12 protein-coding genes are annotated in these 17,706 nt (G+C 39.7%); 6 read left to right on the top strand and 6 right to left on the bottom strand.

What is annotated here, in order from left to right; all coding sequences use genetic code 11:
• Positions 1-5: 5 nt before the first annotated feature.
• Positions 6-1,334 carry a branched-chain amino acid transport system II carrier protein gene (gene brnQ / locus NSQ79_RS03615; RefSeq protein WP_155164587.1) on the bottom strand — a complete coding sequence of 443 codons (1,329 nt, stop codon included), beginning with the start codon at positions 1,332-1,334 and terminating at the stop codon, positions 6-8.
• A 212-nt stretch (positions 1,335-1,546) separates the two neighbouring features.
• Positions 1,547-2,488, bottom strand: coding sequence for a mannose-6-phosphate isomerase, class I (gene manA, locus NSQ79_RS03610; protein ID WP_339313872.1), 942 nt, complete (start codon positions 2,486-2,488; stop codon positions 1,547-1,549).
• Between the two features lie 370 nt (positions 2,489-2,858).
• Here manA and NSQ79_RS03605 point away from each other — a divergent pair, with 370 nt between their 5' ends.
• The 3 genes from NSQ79_RS03605 to NSQ79_RS03595 all read left to right on the top strand — a co-directional run bounded on the left by NSQ79_RS03605 (position 2,859) and on the right by NSQ79_RS03595 (position 4,201).
• Positions 2,859-3,311, top strand: coding sequence for a DUF3290 family protein (locus NSQ79_RS03605; protein ID WP_164332073.1), 453 nt, complete (start codon positions 2,859-2,861; stop codon positions 3,309-3,311).
• The gene (locus NSQ79_RS03600) at positions 3,308-3,940 is read left to right on the top strand and encodes a DUF421 domain-containing protein (RefSeq protein WP_164332074.1); all 633 of its coding nucleotides are present in this window, start codon (positions 3,308-3,310) and stop codon (positions 3,938-3,940) included. The genes NSQ79_RS03605 and NSQ79_RS03600 overlap by 4 nt, the downstream gene beginning before the upstream one ends.
• Positions 3,941-4,006: 66 nt before the next feature.
• Complete coding sequence (locus NSQ79_RS03595; protein WP_084871276.1) at positions 4,007-4,201, top strand: CsbD family protein; 195 nt, start codon at positions 4,007-4,009, stop codon at positions 4,199-4,201.
• A 56-nt stretch (positions 4,202-4,257) separates the two neighbouring features.
• Here the strand turns inward: NSQ79_RS03595 and NSQ79_RS03590 are convergent, their stop codons facing one another.
• The 3 genes from NSQ79_RS03590 to NSQ79_RS03580 all read right to left on the bottom strand — a co-directional run bounded on the left by NSQ79_RS03590 (position 4,258) and on the right by NSQ79_RS03580 (position 8,914).
• Positions 4,258-6,891, bottom strand: a complete 2,634-nt coding sequence (locus NSQ79_RS03590; protein WP_164332075.1) for a carbohydrate-binding domain-containing protein — start codon at positions 6,889-6,891, stop codon at positions 4,258-4,260.
• 120 nt (positions 6,892-7,011) lie between these two features.
• The gene (locus NSQ79_RS03585; RefSeq protein ID WP_164332076.1) at positions 7,012-7,455 is read right to left on the bottom strand and encodes an ASCH domain-containing protein; all 444 of its coding nucleotides are present in this window, start codon (positions 7,453-7,455) and stop codon (positions 7,012-7,014) included.
• A gap of 73 nt (positions 7,456-7,528) precedes the next feature.
• Complete coding sequence (locus tag NSQ79_RS03580) at positions 7,529-8,914, bottom strand: amino acid permease (protein ID WP_164332077.1); 1,386 nt, start codon at positions 8,912-8,914, stop codon at positions 7,529-7,531.
• Positions 8,915-9,240: 326 nt separating this feature from the next.
• Here NSQ79_RS03580 and NSQ79_RS03575 point away from each other — a divergent pair, with 326 nt between their 5' ends.
• The 3 genes from NSQ79_RS03575 to NSQ79_RS03565 all read left to right on the top strand — a co-directional run bounded on the left by NSQ79_RS03575 (position 9,241) and on the right by NSQ79_RS03565 (position 16,862).
• Entirely contained in the window at positions 9,241-12,384 is a 3,144-nt protein-coding gene (locus NSQ79_RS03575) for a KxYKxGKxW signal peptide domain-containing protein (protein ID WP_164332078.1), read from the top strand.
• Positions 12,385-12,651: 267 nt separating this feature from the next.
• Complete coding sequence (locus NSQ79_RS03570) at positions 12,652-15,108, top strand: KxYKxGKxW signal peptide domain-containing protein (RefSeq protein ID WP_045768572.1); 2,457 nt, start codon at positions 12,652-12,654, stop codon at positions 15,106-15,108.
• A gap of 596 nt (positions 15,109-15,704) precedes the next feature.
• On the top strand, positions 15,705-16,862 hold the full coding sequence (locus NSQ79_RS03565) for a hypothetical protein (protein WP_049528058.1): 1,158 nt from the start codon (positions 15,705-15,707) through the stop codon (positions 16,860-16,862).
• Between the two features lie 68 nt (positions 16,863-16,930).
• Here the strand turns inward: NSQ79_RS03565 and NSQ79_RS03560 are convergent, their stop codons facing one another.
• Complete coding sequence (locus NSQ79_RS03560; RefSeq protein ID WP_021143941.1) at positions 16,931-17,695, bottom strand: amino acid ABC transporter ATP-binding protein; 765 nt, start codon at positions 17,693-17,695, stop codon at positions 16,931-16,933.
• Positions 17,696-17,706 lie beyond the last annotated feature (11 nt).

Genomic DNA, 17,706 nt, shown 5'->3' with positions numbered 1-17,706 from the left:
TATGTTTATTCCATTTCAAAGCTTTCGCTCTTAATCTTATCTGGTAAGACGAGAGACAAGAGGATGCACAAGATGGCTGGGATTAACCATGGTAATGATGCTCCTGACAATGGTAGGAAGTTAATAAGAGCATTTAGTCCTGCAAGCTTGAATTGGCTGCCAATAACGCTGAGCAAAGCAATCAGAGTGACTACAGCAACTGTAATTTGCATACCTGGTTTAGACAAGGCCACGAACTTGTTGGCAATTACAATCATGACAATCGTAATCGTGATTGGGTAGAGAATCAAAAGCACTGGCACTGAGAAGGCAATGATATTGTTAAGTCCCAAGTTGGCAATAACAAACCCAATCAAGGTAAAGATAATGGCGTAAGCCTTGTATGATACTTTCGGAAATGCCTTGTGGAAGAATTCCCCTGTCGCAACGATAAGTCCTGCGGTTGTTGTGAAACAAGTCACTGTCACCATGATAGCTAGGAAAATCTGAGCAGCTGGTCCAAAGATAGCTTGTGTGGCTTGTGACAAGACGCTAGCACCAATATTGGCATCTTTTGGTAGGCCTGCCACTTGGAGTGGGAAATGATTGCCCAAAAAGGCTAGTCCCAAATACAAAGCACCAAAGAGAAGCGTCACTACAAAACCAACGACCCAAATAGTAGAAATATACTCTTTTTTAGACTTAAAGCCTAATTGGTTGAGGGTGACTACTGCCACTACACTGAAGGCCACAGAAGCCAAGGCATCCAAGGTGTTGTAGCCTTCCAAGAATCCCTTACCAAATGCAGAAGCTTGATAAGCTTGGCTAGCTACCTGAGGACTGTGACCACCGTATTTAAGTGCTCCTGCCACAATAACCATAACAATCATGATGGCAAAGACAGGTGTTAAAATACGTCCAATACTATCTAGAATTTTAGATGGGTTCATGGCAATCCAAAGCGCTAGAGCAAAGTAGATTACGGTAAAGACAAAGAGCCAAAGGCTAGTATGCCCACTACCAATCAAAGGCGAGAAGCCAATCGAAAAGGCTGCTGCTGCCGTTCTAGGAATGGCAAAGAAAGGACCAATGGACAGATAAAGGACTGCCAAATAGACTAGGGCAAACTTGGGCGAGATTTTTTGTGAAATCTCATGAATGTATCCCTTTGGATTTAGGGTTCCGATAACCAGCGTTAAGATGGCAATACCGACACCTGATAGGACAAACCCTGCAATCGCAGGCCAAAAATGACCTCCAGATTCAAAGCCTAGCTGAGGCGGAAAGGTCAGATTTCCGGCTCCAAAGAACATACCAAACAACAATAAAGCTGTAAGGCCTCCTTTTTTTAACATAAGTTTCTCCAATCTAAAACAAACAAGACATCATCTCAAAAAAGATAACTTGTTTATTACTATTTTAGTCAACTTACATAGTATGACATGATTAGTTTGGAACTTCAAGCTATTCAGACTTATTAGGAAAGGTTTTTAAAATTGCAAATTTTCTGTATCATTGTACGAAAAAACTAGACAAGATTCTTATCTCGTCTAGTTTGATCGTTTGATTATGGGTGACTGACAATCAGTTCAAGTTCTCCCTTGATTTCCCAAGCTTGAACATCGCTTGGTAGAATGAAGTGGCTGCCTTTTGCAATTGGATATTCTTGACCATCAACAAGGAGACTTCCTTGACCGTCAAGTACACTAAACAAACTGTAATCAGCAGTCTTTTCAAAATCAGCCTTACCTGAAATCTCCCATTTATAAACGGCGAAGAAATCACTTGCTACTAAAAGCGTTGATTTGAGGTTATCTACTTTTGTTGTGACTGGGCGACTGTTGGCAGGTTCACCAATATTAAGGACATCGATAGATTTTTCCAGATGGAGCTCACGCAGGTTGCCCTGGTCATCCTTACGGTCAAAGTCATAGACACGGTAGGTTGTGTCACTTGACTGTTGGGTTTCAAGAACTAAGATTCCTGCACCAATGGCATGCATGGTACCACTTGGAACATAGAAAAAATCGCCTGCTTTAACTGGAACCTTGGTCAAAAGATTTTCCCAATCCTTACTTTCAATTTGCTGACGCAATTCTTCTTTTGATTTGGCATTGTGCCCATAAATGATTTCAGTGCCTGGTTCAGCATCAATGATATACCAGCACTCTGTTTTACCAAGCTCGCCTTCATGCTCAAGTCCGTAAGCATCATCTGGATGGACCTGTACACTAAGCCAATCATTGGCATCCAAAATCTTCGTCAAGAGAGGAAAGACAGGTTCCTGACGATTGCCGAACAACTCACGATGCTCTGCATAGAGAATATCCAAAGTTTTACCAGCGAAACGACCATTTTTAATAGTAGAAACACCATTTGGGTGAGCTGAGATAGCCCAGTACTCTCCAACATGGTCGCTAGGAATGTCGTAGCCAAAGACATCACGCAAATGCGTGCCACCCCAAATCTTCTCCTGCATGACAGATTGTAAAAATAATGGTTCAGACATAATTACTCCTTTTTCTAGGAACGAGAGGCCAAAAAGTCTCTAGGAAAATTTAGAATAGTGACCTTAACATAATAGATTTTTAGATAGAGGTACTCTATAGGTGTAACTCTATCATATTAAAGTCAATAATCTTCTTATTTACCAAAAGTTTAGGCAAGTTCTTATGATTGTTTACCTCAATTATAAGCATAATTTGTGAAAAATTCAACAAACTTATAAAGAAAAGAATGAACAGATTAACTTCCCAAATCACTAACCAAATGTATGGTCTAAAAAATTTCTTAGTGAGACGTTTTCCTTAATCCATCTATTTGAATTAAGCAAATTTTTAACCTATAATGTTAGTGATATTATGAAAGGAAATCTCTCAATGAAATTCTATTCCTACGACTATGTGCTAAGTCAGATTAGCCAGCAAAACTGGGTTATGGTTGCCATTGCTGCAGGACTAATTTTAGTGACCGGCGTATTTGCTTTTAAGGCTTTAAAAGAACGCCATGATACTAAGTTTCGTGAACTCTCTATCATTTCTATTTTAACCTTAGTTGCCGTGGTTCTAATTGCTATCAGTAATTTCCAAAGCAATCAATCAAACAATGACCAATTTAGAGCATCCCTTCACTTTATCGAGGTTGTGTCTAAAAATCTCGATGTTGATAAGAGCAAGGTCTATGTCAATACTTCTACTACTACAGATGGCGCTATCCTCAAAGTTGGAAACAAGTACTATCGTGCCATCTCAGGTTCAGAACCTGACAGCTACTTGCTAGAACAAATAAAACTTTACAAGTCTGATGTTGAACTCGTGGAGGTTAAAAAATGACATCTTTTTATCTTACTGTTGCAATTAAACTAGCTTTGGGGCTTATTTCACTCGTCTTTGTTATCAATTTAACAGGTAAAGGAAACCTAGCACCTAGCTCAGCTACTGACCAAGTACAGAACTTTGTTCTTGGTGCAATCCTCGGTGGTACAATTTATAGTAGTACCGTTTCAATCCTCCAATATATCGTGATTTTGATTATTTGGACGATTTTGATTTTACTTCTAAAATGGCTAATTACCAATATTCTCTTTATCAAACATTTGATTGACGGTAAACCAACTGTCATCATCAAACATGGTCAACTAGATCCTGAAGCTTGTCGCTCTAAAGGACTTTCAGCCTCTGATGTCGCTTTAAAATTACGTTCCCAAGGAATTTTTCAACTTAAAGAGGTTAAACGTGCAGTTATTGAACAGAACGGCCAATTGATTGTGGTTCGTGCGGGTGATGAAAATCCGAAATACCCAATCGTTACTGATGGGGTCATTCAAACAGAAATTCTTGATACTATTGGTAAAACGGAGGATTGGTTAAATGAAGAGCTTCAAAAAATGGGATATGATAACGTTTCGGATATCTTTATTGCTGAATACGATAAAGGAAATATTAATGTCGTTACTTATTAAACAAATCACTTGCATTACTGTTTAATTTTGTCTACAATGGTCTCAACATAATAAGGAGGTACAATTATGGGTATCGAAGATAAATTGAATCAAGCTAAAGGCGCTCTTAAACAAGGCGCTGGCAAACTTTCTGGTGATAAAAAAACTGAACTCGAAGGTGCTGTTGAAAAAGTTGTAGCTAAAGCAAAAGATGGTTTCGAAGACGTTAAAGATAGCGTTGAAGGTGCTGTTGAAGGCCTTAAAAATAGTTTTAAAAAATAAGTAAAAAAACTGTATCTGTTCATCAGGTACAGTTTTTTTATGCTTTAAATGAGAGATTACTTACGAGAATGCTTGCTTCCCTTAAGTGCAAACGATGTTGTCATGAGTACAGCTCCTAATGCGCCTAGTCCCAAGCTACTCACATCACCAGTATTTGGTAGGCTAGATTTACTTGTTTGGTTCGTTTGTGAACTTTTATCAGACTGATTAGCCTTAGAACTTGTTTGGGTATTTTGTTTTTGTGCAAGATTCGTTTGTACGACTGGGCTTACATTTTCCTTTTGACTTGAAACTTCTCTTGGCTGACCTTTTGATGCTTCAGGAGTTTGATTTTGAGCTTGGATCTTATCCAACTTTTCAGCAGTCTCTTGACCTTCTTGTTGAGCACCACTTGTCGCATTGGTCATAGTTTGTGTCGGTTGTTCTTCTGCAGACTGGTTAGCAACTGTTGTTTGTAATTCAAGAGACGATACTTCAGGGCTTGAAGTTTTTGAAGTTGATGTACTTTGATTTGATAAGGCTGTGTTTGTCGCTGTAAGTACTGAAGCGTTGGTAGCTGGTTGACTAGCACTGTTGCTTGCTGTGGTGCTAGTATGTGTAGAGCTTGAGCTACTTGTTTGACTAGCAAAGTTTGGTGGGGTAGGACGTCCTGTATTAGTCGTTTGACTTGTTGAACTTGTAGTACTTGTGCTAGACGTATTCTCGGAACTTGTTGAACCAGATTGTCCCCATGGTGTGTTAATGCTACCAGTATTAGTTGAACTTCCGCCATAGCTAGTCGGTCCCCCATAGCCTCCGAAATTATCAGACATTGAGGTATTGTCAAAGCTTCCACCTGGGAAGCCACCCATTCCACCTGCACCAGGACCGTTGTTTGTGCCTTCTTCAGTAGCTGTTGCAGTGGCACTTGAACCACTTGAGGTCGTGATGGTATAGGTTTCACCCGAAGTTAGACTCTCGGTACTAAAGACCACATTTCCAAATGAAGACGTTGCTGTCGTTGTGGCAACAACATTTCCAGAGCTATCAGTGACTGTAATGGTGTCCCCTGCACTACCTGAAATGTTAGCCATGATGTAAGATTGGCTTGAACCTGTTGTAAAGGCCTGAGCCATTCCTTGGTTACCAATGGCCCAAACGGTACCGCCCGAGATGATACCTGTTCCATCATAGTCGATAGCGGCATTATCTGCACTTGTCTGAGCGACATAGAGAGAACCACTTTTAACTGTCACATTCCCGTTACTGTCGATACCATCACCTTCTGCTAGGATTGTAACCGTTGCACCGTCAATATTGATGGCAACTTTATTTTCCAAATCAGAAGTCGAGTTGGTTAGGCTTGAAGTGTCTGCACTGTCCTTGGTCGTCCACTCAGTGGCGTTAATACCGTCATCTCCAGCAGTGATGTCAACAGTTCCACCTGTCAAGTTAATATAACGCCCTTCAAGGCCTTCGTCACCCGCCACGACCGTTACTTTAGAATTGCCTTCAACGGTCAATTCATCCGTAACCGTGATACCTTTATCAGTCGTATTAATGGTTACCGTTGAGTCGGTAATTGTCAAATCACCACTATTCACATCTGTTTCGTCTTCGACTTGAATACCATCATCAGTTGCTGTGATGTTGACTGTGGCATTTTTAATGGTTACAGCTGTCGTCGCATTGATGCCATCCTTGGCCTCAGAAGTCAACTCAAGCGTTACAGAGTCAACCGTTACACTATCAGCCTTAATGGCGTGCTTTTCAGTACTTGAAAGTGTCAAGCTACTTCCAGTACCGCTGGTGATGGTCAAAGCTCCAGCTGCTTCGATGGCATTAGCTGAGGTCGAAGAAATGGAACTGTCTGAAAGGACATTCACCGTCAATTCTGCTGAGGAATTAGAAGTAATTGACGAATCTGTTAAGGTCACTCCATCCAAGTAGATTGTAACTGGATCCGTCACGCTACCAGCCACAATAATAGTGTAACTTGAGCCATTACCTGTTAAAGTATATGAACCTGATTGATTAATGGTAACGGTAGTGCCGTCAACTGTTACTGTGCTACTATCACTTGTTACTACAGTTGTCCCATTAAAGGTAATCGTGGTCGTCGTGCTTTCTGAATCATCACTGCTAGACTCAGTCGTTGTCTCAGACGTAGTATCTGAAGCATTGTTAGTTAGAACTGAGGCTGTCTCTGAAGCGGTCGCTTCAGTGGAGCTTGTACTAGTGCTACTGCTTTCATCTGTAGTAGTTATTGCCGTTTCTGAAGTTTCATTAGTTGTTGTTGCAGCAGTTTCAGAAGAACTGGCTTCTGAAGTTGCGGACGTGCTTGACTGATCAGATGTTTCACTACTTGTCGATGTATCTGTTGTGTCGGATGTTGTACTTGATACTGATGAAGCTGTGTCGGATGTCGTAGTTGTAGTACTTGTATCAGTGTCTGTACTTGTTTCAGTAGTATTTGACGCATCTTCTGTCTGCACACTTTCTTCAATCAGATCTGCAGTGGTTTCACCCGTCGCTACAGTTGAGAGTGTTGATTCGGTGTTAGTCTCATCGGCTGAAGCCTTATTTTCATTTAAGACGACCGAGCTACCAAAAATTAAGCTCGCTACTAGGACTGAACCTGCAGTTTTCCATTTTGATGATTTTTTAATGGCGTAACGTTCTTGTGCTTGTTTCGTATCTTTGTATGTCATATCTTGGACCTCTTTCTTACTTTTGAGATGCCTCTATTAAACACAAGAAACCTAAGACAATGCTTAAAGAAAGGTTAATCTTTCCTTAAAGTAAAAAAATCCCCAAAACTATGGGAACTTTCAATCTATAGGATAAACCACTCTAAATTCTTCCAACACAACTAGACTGTCCTGACTAAAATGTAGTCCAACCTCATGCAACCATTTGCTAAAGAGGTTTTCATGAAGCTTTTGCCAGTAAGCTAGGGTTCGATCTCCTTCACCTTCCTTGTAGGCATGGTTTTCAGAAACCTCTTTAAATGGGATGACCTCAACTTTCGTCGTTTCAATAATACAAATAGCATTCTCCTTACTATCAAGAATGACGCTCAGTTCATTTTCCTTGGGCAATGGTTCATTCCCCACTGTATACAAGTCAAAAGCTGAACTGGTTGCTGTCTTTTGCCCCATCAATACGAGCTCTGCCAAATAATCTGCTTCCACGCCAAAGGCCCAGGCATCAATCTTATCTCCGATTGTCTGATTTAAAATCTTATAGGCTTGCCACATCTGGTCTGATTTCATCAATCTACTCCTGCTTTTACTTTCCTTCCATTATATCAAAAAACGCCAGGCCATCTGACCTAACGTTTTCATCTTAATACTTAGAATGTTTGTAACCGTAAAAGGCATAAATCACTGAACCGATTAGCACTGCCAAACCAAAGGCTAACCATGTCTGCCAACTGTACTGACTCATAAATGAGAGGCAGACGATAATTGAGATAATTGGTAAGACCGGAACAAATGGAACCTTGAACTCGTCCTTCTGTGGCAAGCCCTTGTCCTTACGAAGAATAATGAGGGCAATAGCCAAGAGGACCAAGTAAGCCAAGGTCGCAATGTTAACCAAGGATGCCATGTTGGCCAAGGAGAAAACACCTGCTGAGATAGCTGACAATACGCCTGTCAAAAGTGTCGCATGATGTGGAACCTTATTAGTCTTTGAAACCTTTTGGAAGGTTTGAGGAAGGAAACCATCACGCGCCAGGCTATAAACCATACGGCTAAGGGCGTAGGCCATTGAAATACATACCGTAATCAAGGTCATAATTGCAACCACAGAAACGTAGTTGGCTGCCCAAGAAATACCGATATAGCGAAGGGCATAAGCCACAGCATCATCAACATTCAACTTGGTATAGTGAACCACTCCTGTCAAGACCAGCGAAACCACTGCATAGAGTGAAGCCACAATAATCAAGGCAAGAACGATACCTCGAGGAACGTTCTTTTGCGGCTCTTTAATCTCATCTACGGTCATAGAGATAGACTCAAAACCAAGAAATCCAAAGAACATGAGGGAGGCACCTGCCATAATCCCAGTTTTTCCTCCATAAATCTGACCAAAGCCAAATGGCGCAAAATCAGCCCAGTTGCTAGGATTCAAATGGAAGAGCCCCACTAAGATAAAGACTGCCAAGGCTGAAAACTTGAGCACTACTAATAGGGAGTTCAAACGAAGGGCCTGCTTAGAATTCATGAGAAGAAGAGCTGTCACCAAGACCAAGACCAAGATTGGCAAAAGATCAATGTAAGTACCTTGACTGGGATTGAAAGGTCCACTGATGGCTTGAGGCAACTTAAGACCAAAGCTAGCCAGCAGCCCCTTGAGGTAGGCACCCCAACCAGAGGCTACACTGGATACGGCATTCATAAAGACAATCATGGTCAACCAGCCACCCATCCAGGCAGGATACTCCCCCCAGACAGCATAGAGGTAACCATAGACACCACCGGCTGATGGGTAACGTGAGGCAAACTCAGCAAAGAAAATCGCTGACATCCCAACACACACGGCTGAAATCAAGACTGAAATAATCAGGGCAGGGCCAGCCAGAGTCGATGCCGCGGTACCAGTAATCGTAAAGATTCCTGTACCAACCATGGCACCGATTCCCAGCAGGACCACATCCCTAAGGGTCAGATGTCGTTTCATCTCAGTCTGAGCGAGACCGACATCCTTTTTACGAAAAATACTCATTTTTATACTCCATTTTTTGCGAAATACCGAACTATTATACCATATTTCTTGGTCTAAATGGACCTTTTTCTGTATTTTTATACTTTTATTGGGGAATGCTATGTTGAAGATGGGGACTTCCAGTGCTTACTTTTTAATTTTCCATACATCTCGATTAAAAGAAGCTTGCTAAAATGGCCCTATATCATTCTATTTCGTTTCTCAAATCCTTATCTGGAAAGAATTTTCAATTTTTAGAAAAAAATATGAAAATATTATGAATGCGTTTGATTCTTCTAATGAAAGATGTTAGAATGGGGTCATTAAAAAGGAAAAGGGGAACTTTTATGGAAAATAAAGTTCATTTTAAACTTCATAAAGTGAAAAAACAATGGGTTACCATTGCCGTATTTGGTTTGGCACTTGGTGCCTCATTGATTGGAGTTGGTGTCTCTGCCGACGAACAAGCTGCGAATCAAGTCACCTCAGCAAGCACACCTGAGAGCGTCAGCCAAGATCCTGATTTTGTCGTCACAGAAACAACTGTAGCTACGACAAAAGCTGATCAAGTCGCAACCAATAATGCAGCTGATACAACTGCTACTGTTACAACGGAAAAGCAGCCAGTCCTTAAAGAAGATCAAGCAAGTAGCACTTACAATTTGGCTAGTGGCGAAACGAGAACTGCAACTTCAGAAACAGCTAGCACAGTCACTGAAGTAAACAGTCAAGCACCAGAATCTGTTGAAACTACTGTCGTTTCTGGCGGTCAATTCAAGAGTGATGCTGAAGGCAACTGGTACTACCTTAAAGACGGGAAAAATCTGACAGGTGCCCAAAACGTTGACCATTTCGACCTTTATTTCCACGAGGATGGAAAGCAAGCCAAAGGTGAGATTATCACTGAAAATGGAGAATCTTTCTACTATGACAAAGTCAATGGACGTAAGGTAACCAATACCTCTATCAACATCGATGGTCAAGCCTACAATGCTGATGCCCAAGGTCGTTTGACAGCAGTTCTCCCTGAAACGAACAAACGCAACCAGTTTATCGAAGATAATAACCACAACTGGTATTACCTCGGCAAAGATGGCAAACCCGTCACTGGTGCTCAGAACATCGATGGCTTTAACCTCTACTTCCACGAAGATGGTCGACAAGCTAAAAACGAAATCGTTACTATTAATGGTGATAGCTACTATTTCGATAAAGACAATGGCCGTCGTGTGACAGGTCTCTACTACGTTGATGGTGCTAATCACAAATACTCAGGCTATTACTACTTCGACAAAGATGGCAAGATGGTTAAAGATGATTTTGTCACTGAAAATGGCAACACCTACTATTTTGATGCTACTGGCTATCAACCTAATTTTGTCTTTGTTTCGGATAAAGCTGGGAATTGGTATTACATGAGTGACTTCAAGGCAACTAAAGGCTTCTCAGCCCCATTTGGTTTCCAAACCGAACTCCTAGATCGTAGCCAAGCTGACTACAAGACAAGTGTTCAAAACCTAAACGGTCAACAGTATTACTTTGATCCTAAGACTGGTATCATGGTAACCAATCGTTATATTTCTGACGACAAGGGTAATTGGTATTACTTTGGTAAAGATGGTAAAGCACTTCACGGTTTTCAAACGGTAGACGGTAGCCTTCACTACTTCAATGACAATGGTCAACAAGTCAAAGGGAACTTCCTTTACTACGGTAACGATATCTACTATTTCGATAAAGATAATGGAAATCCAGTAACTAACCAATTTATCAATAAAGACAACTCTTGGTACTACTTCGGAGCTGATGGTAAAGCCGTGTCTGGTTTCCAAACCATTAACGGACAGAACCTTTATTTCCACGAATATGGTGTCCAAGCCAAGGGACAACTGGTTACTATCGGCGGCAAAACCTACTACTTCGATCCAAATACAGGTGACAAGTGGGTCAATCGTTCACTTACCTTAAACGGTACGGTCTATAATTTTGATAGCAATGGTGTGGCGACTACTAAAGCTGACCAAACCACAAATCGAAATCAATTTGTTAAAGGTACTGATCAAGAATGGTACTATTACGATGCTAATGGTAAAAAGGTCACTGGTTTCCAAACCATTAACAAGGACCTCTACTACTTCAACGATAAGGGCCAACAAGTCCGAGGAAGTATTTTCAACCTAGGTGATAACTACTACTTTGCCAACAAAGACACTGGTGCTGTCCTTCGTAATGCCTTCTACCATGATAAATCTACTGGGCGTTACGGTAACTTCTCTGAAAACATCTACTACGCTGGCAATGATGGTGCCTTCAAGACAGGCTGGTTTGAAGTTGATGGCAACCGTTATTATGGTAGCGACTATTCTGATGACGACACACCTAAAGGAAACCTCTACACAGGAGTTATCAACTCTCAACTCTTTAGCCCAGATGGAAAACTCTTGACAAACGGTCTCTATCCTGAGTTCAAGCGTACTGGTGAGAATTCGTATGAACTTGAAGGTGTCTATGTTACAGATGCCGACGGTAATATCAAAGAAGGTCCTTATCAATATGATGGTAAGATTCTTGGATCTAAATATAGTAACGTCCGCCAATCACAATGGTCAACTTTTGACGAATGGGATATTCTTAATGGACACCTCTACCATTTCGACTCAACACCTATGACCTTCACAGCACCAAATGGCCAAAAAGTGACCACAAACGTTGCCATTGCAACAACTAACAAGGCCCTTACTTATCGTGGCGTAACCTTTAATTTTGATGCCAAGGGTATTGATGCGGCAAAAGAAAAAGCCATCCACTTTGACCAATTGCAGACGGATCGTAACGGCACAAGTTATCTCTATGAAAATGGTCAAAAAGTCACTGGCTTGAAGACTTTTGATGGCGTCACTTACTATTTCTATGACGATGGCCGTCAAGCAAAAGGCACAGAGGTTACAATCAACAATAATGTTTACCAATTTGACCAATTGACTGGTATCATGACACGTAACGCCTTTTCAAAATCATACAACTATGAAGGTTCTCCACGCTTCCCATACTACCCAACACGCTACTATGGTAACGATGGAGCTGCTCTTACCGGTTGGCAAACCATCGACGGCAAAGACTACTACTTCCGAGCTAGTGGGAACCTTGAAACAGGACGTTTTGTCATCGGTGATAGGGCCTACAACGCTGATGACAATGGCGTGGTCGCTGACCGCAAAGGTGAGCCAGCCTATCGCAATCGTATCGTCTACGATAAGGGCGACAACTACTATTACAATGACAAAGGTGAAAAAGTGACCGGCTTCCAAGAAGTTGACGGCAAAGTCCTTTACTTCGACGCTGAAGGCAAACAAGTCCTAGGACGCTTCGTCACAGTTGATAACTACACCTACTATTTGGACCCTAAAACAGGTGAAAGATACTCTAACCGCTCTGTCCTCATCGACGGTAAACTCTATACCTTCGACAAAGACGGACATGTCGTGTCATAAGATGAGATGAAACCGAGACGAAAGTCTTGGTTTTTTTGTGGGTTCTTTTAAAATTAAATTTTTCGAACTTTCTTCCATAAAAACTGAAAAATTGTAATTTATACTTGAGTTTTTCAAGAATTAATTGATAAAATTTGCAATACTTTTACTATTTTTTTCACAATATAACAGCTTCCGAATAATTAAAAAATTATTATAGAAATATTTGAATATATAAAAATCAAATGTTAAAATTAAGGTGAAAAGTGAGAAACGGAGGATAGAATTATGGAACACAAAACTCATTTCAAGCTTCACAAAGTGAAGAAACATTGGATTACCATTGCTATTTCAAGCTTAACACTTGGAATCATCGCTTCTACCGGAAATATCGCTTATGCTGAGCAACCGGAATTACCTCTTACTAATCAAACAATAGAAAATTCCATAGTTTTTGAAGAATCAGCTATCAACACATCGAATACTTTCATTGATGAAAAGACTACTAGCCAGTCCGAATCGTCTCTTGAAACATCAACAAATCATTCTACGACAACCGATACTTATACAGTCGACAACAACTTGAAAGTATCGCTTCCTGAAGATAGTACCGTACCATCTTCAAGTGAAGCATCTTTGGAAGGAGCTACTAATGTTTCTGAAGCTTCAAGTATTGAAACACAAGAAGATAACTCAATTACAGGAGGCAACTTCATAACTGATGAATATGGTAATTGGTACTATATTAAAGATAATCAAAAGTTAACTGGCTTTCAAACAGTGGATGGTGTTCCTCTTTACTTTGACCAGGATGGTATCCAAGCAAAGGGTAACTTTGTAACTGTGGATAATGAAACATACTACTTTGACAAAGATTCTGGTAGAAAGTTAACGAACCAATTTGTTACTGATGGTGGCTATGGATGGTACTATCTCGGAGCTGATGGTAAGGCTGTAAAAGGAGCGCAAACTATTGATAACTTTGATCTCTATTTTGATGATAGAGGATATCAAATTAAAGGTTCGCTAGTTAATATCGGAGAACAGACTTACTATTTTGATCCATACAACGGAAGAAAGGTTAAGGACAAAAAGATTTATGTCCATGGAGGTACATTCTATTTTGATGAATCTGGCGCTGCAGTAAAAAATCGTTTTATTTCTGATAATGAAGGTTTTTGGTATTACTTTGATAAAGATGGACATATGGTTACCTTCAGTCAAATCATCGATGGCTACTCTCTTTATTTTCATTCTGATGGAAAACAAGCTAAAGGTCAACTAATATCAATTTGGGGGAACCATACAGGAACACATTATTTCGATAAGGATAATGGTAGAGAGGTTAAGAATGCCATCTTCGAGCTTGATGGTAAGTCTTATGAAGCTGATGAAAACGGTATTGTTAAAGAACTCCCTCCATATCGTAACCAATACATTTCTGAAAATGGAAATGATTGGTCCTATTACGATGGTTTTGGACACAAACTTATTGGACTTCATAATATAGATGGTGTAAATGTTTATTTTGATGATAACGGAATCCAAGCGAAAGGAAAAATAACAACTATAGGTACAGACACTTATTTCTTCGAAAAGGATAATGGAGCAATGCGTACAAATCAGCTTTCTGTCATTCCTACCAGAGTGAAGAAAACCGTAAATGTTTATGGTACTGATATTGACATAGATGAGAACGTCAATATCACTTACTATTTTGGCCCGGATGGAAAGGCTATAAAAGGATTCCACACGATAGATGGACAAACCTACTACTTCAACGAGAAGGGTTGGGCACTCGATGGCATTATCCATGAAAAAGATGGCGACTACTTCCTCCAAAACTATCATTTAATTTACAATCAGTTTGTAAACACATACTCTGATAATCAAGATGATAAAACAATTACTGGTACCTACTATGTAAACGGTGAAGGAAAGGTTCAAGTAGGATGGCTTAACAAAGACAATAATCGTTATTATCTAGATCCTGAAGCAGGTGGAAAAGTCACTTACGGTTGGAAAGAAATTGATAATAAATTCTATCATTTCACTGAGAAAGATAATCAAGATTCTGCTGGTCAACTTATTCGCAATCAAATTTATCAAGATGGCGACATCTTAGTAACTATTGACCAAGAAGGAATCGTAACTCGTAGCACTGAGAAGCGTCAAACATTTGTTAAAGATGCTCTAGGAAATAGTTATTATGTCACTAATGATGGGACATTTTTAACAGGTCCTCAAGTGGTTGATGGTATCTCTCTTTATTTTGATAAAGATGGCAAACAAGTAAAAGGTCAATTACGTAAGATTGATGGACACATCCATTATTACGATAAACTCACAGGAGAAATGATGACAAATCGTTTCGTCACATTATTACTCGGAGAATATGTTCCAGAAGAAGATTATGAAAAAGTTATCCATTTTGGAATGCCCGCAGCTCCTGGAAGCGGTAGTGGCGACGGAGGGGCTTCTAGAGTCGCTAGATACTACTTTGATAAAGATGGCAAAGCAATAACTGGGCGTCAAACTATTAATGGTAAAGATTACAATTTCCAACAAGATGGGCGTGCCATCCTGAATAAAATGGTTGATTTTGGCGGTCAAAGCTACTTCTATGGCGATGATGGAGCTATGGTTAAAAATCAAACTGTTATGTTTAAATTTTTAGCTATAATGAGACAATTTACGGTTAGCTATCACTTTGATGAAAATGGTGTTGGCCACTACGTCCACTAGCATTAGTTGTATTTCTTTACCTCAATAACGTCTAATTTAGGAATACTACATCTAAGAGAGTCAAAACCACCTGTGAGAATGATAGTGTCTGTTTTTTAAAGTCAGTCGTACAAAATAAATGTACGGCTGTTTTTTATGCATACCGCTTAGACTTGTACTTCTCTATTTTCTTCTTAGCGATTGGGTATAACAAAGGATATCTGAAATTAAGGTAGCGTTTCTCACTTCCAAAGCCAGTTTCATGATCAATATTCAACATGGTATAGTGGATAAGGTTCGTCAAGACCAGAGTAACTAGAGAATAGAGAACTGCTACAATTATCAGGGATATGACAATAAATGTTCATATATTATTGATTAAAGTTTTTGAAATATAAGTTTTTTATTAAACATAAATCACTTTTATGAATCCTCTAGAAAATCATAAAAAGCCCTAATTTTTGAATGAAATTTTACATTAACACTCGTAATGTACTATTGTTATCATGTTTTAAATCATTTTAAGTATCAAACAAAATCTTTCAATTTACATATTTTTAATTTTTTGACTTTTACAATAACCTCTGTTATAATCATGATATATCAAGGAGGAATTAATGAACATGAATAAGAAATTACATGCTACTATTGGTCTTAGTGCTGCAATCTTAGCACTTGGTCTATCATCTTCTGCACTTGCAGATGAACAAGAATTGCCAGTAAGTCTTCCCGCTACAGAGGCTCTTGATAACACTTCTTTTGAAAACCTAGTTGTTGAAAACATCCCTGCTTCAGCCGTTGATGTTAATCTAACTAGCGAATCAGTAAGCACAACTACTACTGCTAATCCTGCCACTGAGGTTAACTCAGCGAGCACTGCTATCCTTAGCGAGGAAGTAACTACACCTGCAAGTACTCCTACACCAGCAGTTGAAAATACAACTCCTGTAAGTCTTGAAGAATCAAGTCCAGTTGTAAACACACCAACGGTTGATGAACGTGTGTCAGAAGTTCGTATTCATCACATCCGTCGAACAACCGAAGCAAGTTACTCACAATTCAGTTCTCAAAAAGATGTGCTTTATGCAACGATTAAAGCTCCTGCTTTCACTGAATACGACACTGCTGCTTTTGCGCCAGCAACAGTAACAGATGAAAACGGAAAAACATGGTATTTCGCTAAATACGACGACATAGTGCTTAACAATAAGAGTAATTACGGCGCACCTAAAAAAGGGATTGCTTCAAGTCCTATTATTGATGTCACCTACTTCTATGATGATGTTGATCTTGCGCCAACTGTCGCGCAACAGGCCCGTTTTGTCGATGATAAGGGACAAGAAATTGCTCCAATCAAAGTCAACATGGTTAGACGCGATATTGATTTAGCTTACTATGCCTATTTCCCGACTGCTCCTGAAACGATTCAAGCTAATGGTAAAACATATAAACTACAATCAACTGATGATCAAGAAATTAAGTCACACAAAATTCGTATTTCAAATACTGTGACAATCACTTATATTTACAAGGAAGTTACTGAAGGAACAGCTGAAAAACCTGTAACACCTGTTACACCAACAAGTGCTAAAAAACTTCGTCTTCCTAAAGGCAATAACGGTGTGAAAACGCGTATCCCTGTTAACTACAAACACCAAACAAATTCTTCAAACCAAGGAACTACAAAATTACCTCTCCCTAAAGGGAATAATGGTGTGAAAACACGTGTACCGGCTAAAAAGAACACTCCTATTCTTGCAGTAGACTACTTATAAGCAAAAAAAACAAAGACAAACTAAACTCGTCTTTGTTTTTTTCATTCTTAATTAAAACAGCAGATTTTTTAAATCATATATTCCAAATCATAACTAGCATCAGAAAGAATACGTGCCAAAAATTGTTGTGTACGTTTTTCTTTTGGTCTGTAAAAAATGTCTTTTGGACTCCCCTCTTCGATGACATGACCACCATCCATGAAAACGACATGATTAGCTACATCTCGTGCAAACCCCATTTCATGAGTCACAACTACCATTGTCGTTCCTTCATGAGCAAGTTGTTTCATGACATCCAGAACATCCCCAACTAGTTCTGGATCAAGGGCTGATGTTGGTTCATCTAACAAGATAACTTCTGGTTTAACTGCTATAGCCCTGGCTAAACCAATACGTTGTTGCTGTCCTCCTGAAAGTTGTGATGGGTAGTAATCTTTAAAATCCAGAAGACCAACTTTTTTAAGTGCTTCTTCAGCAATCTCTTGCGCTTCACTTTTAGGAACTTTCCTAGCAATCACTAAACCTTCCAAGATATTCTCAATGGCAGTCTTGTTTGCAAATAAATTGTAATGTTGAAATACAAAAGCTGTCTTCTTTCGGATATCTAAAATATCTTTCTTTGATAACTTATCCAAAGAGTAGTCCTTACCCGAAATTGTTAATTGACCTCCATCAGCTTTCTCCAAATGATTAAGGCAACGTAAGAAAGTTGTTTTTCCTGAACCTGATGGTCCCAAGATGACAACCACATCTCCCTGTTTCACTTGTAGATTGACATCAACAAGAACCTGACGATCTCCAAATGTTTTTGATATATGTTTAGCTTCTAGCATAGTGACTCCCT

Origin of the sequence: Streptococcus sp. FSL W7-1342, from assembly GCF_037966635.1 — a bacterium.
Lineage (GTDB): Bacteria > Bacillota > Bacilli > Lactobacillales > Streptococcaceae > Streptococcus > Streptococcus salivarius_D.
The sequence above is the reverse complement of the archived record's forward strand: the minus strand, read 5'-3'. Positions and strand labels throughout refer to the sequence as shown.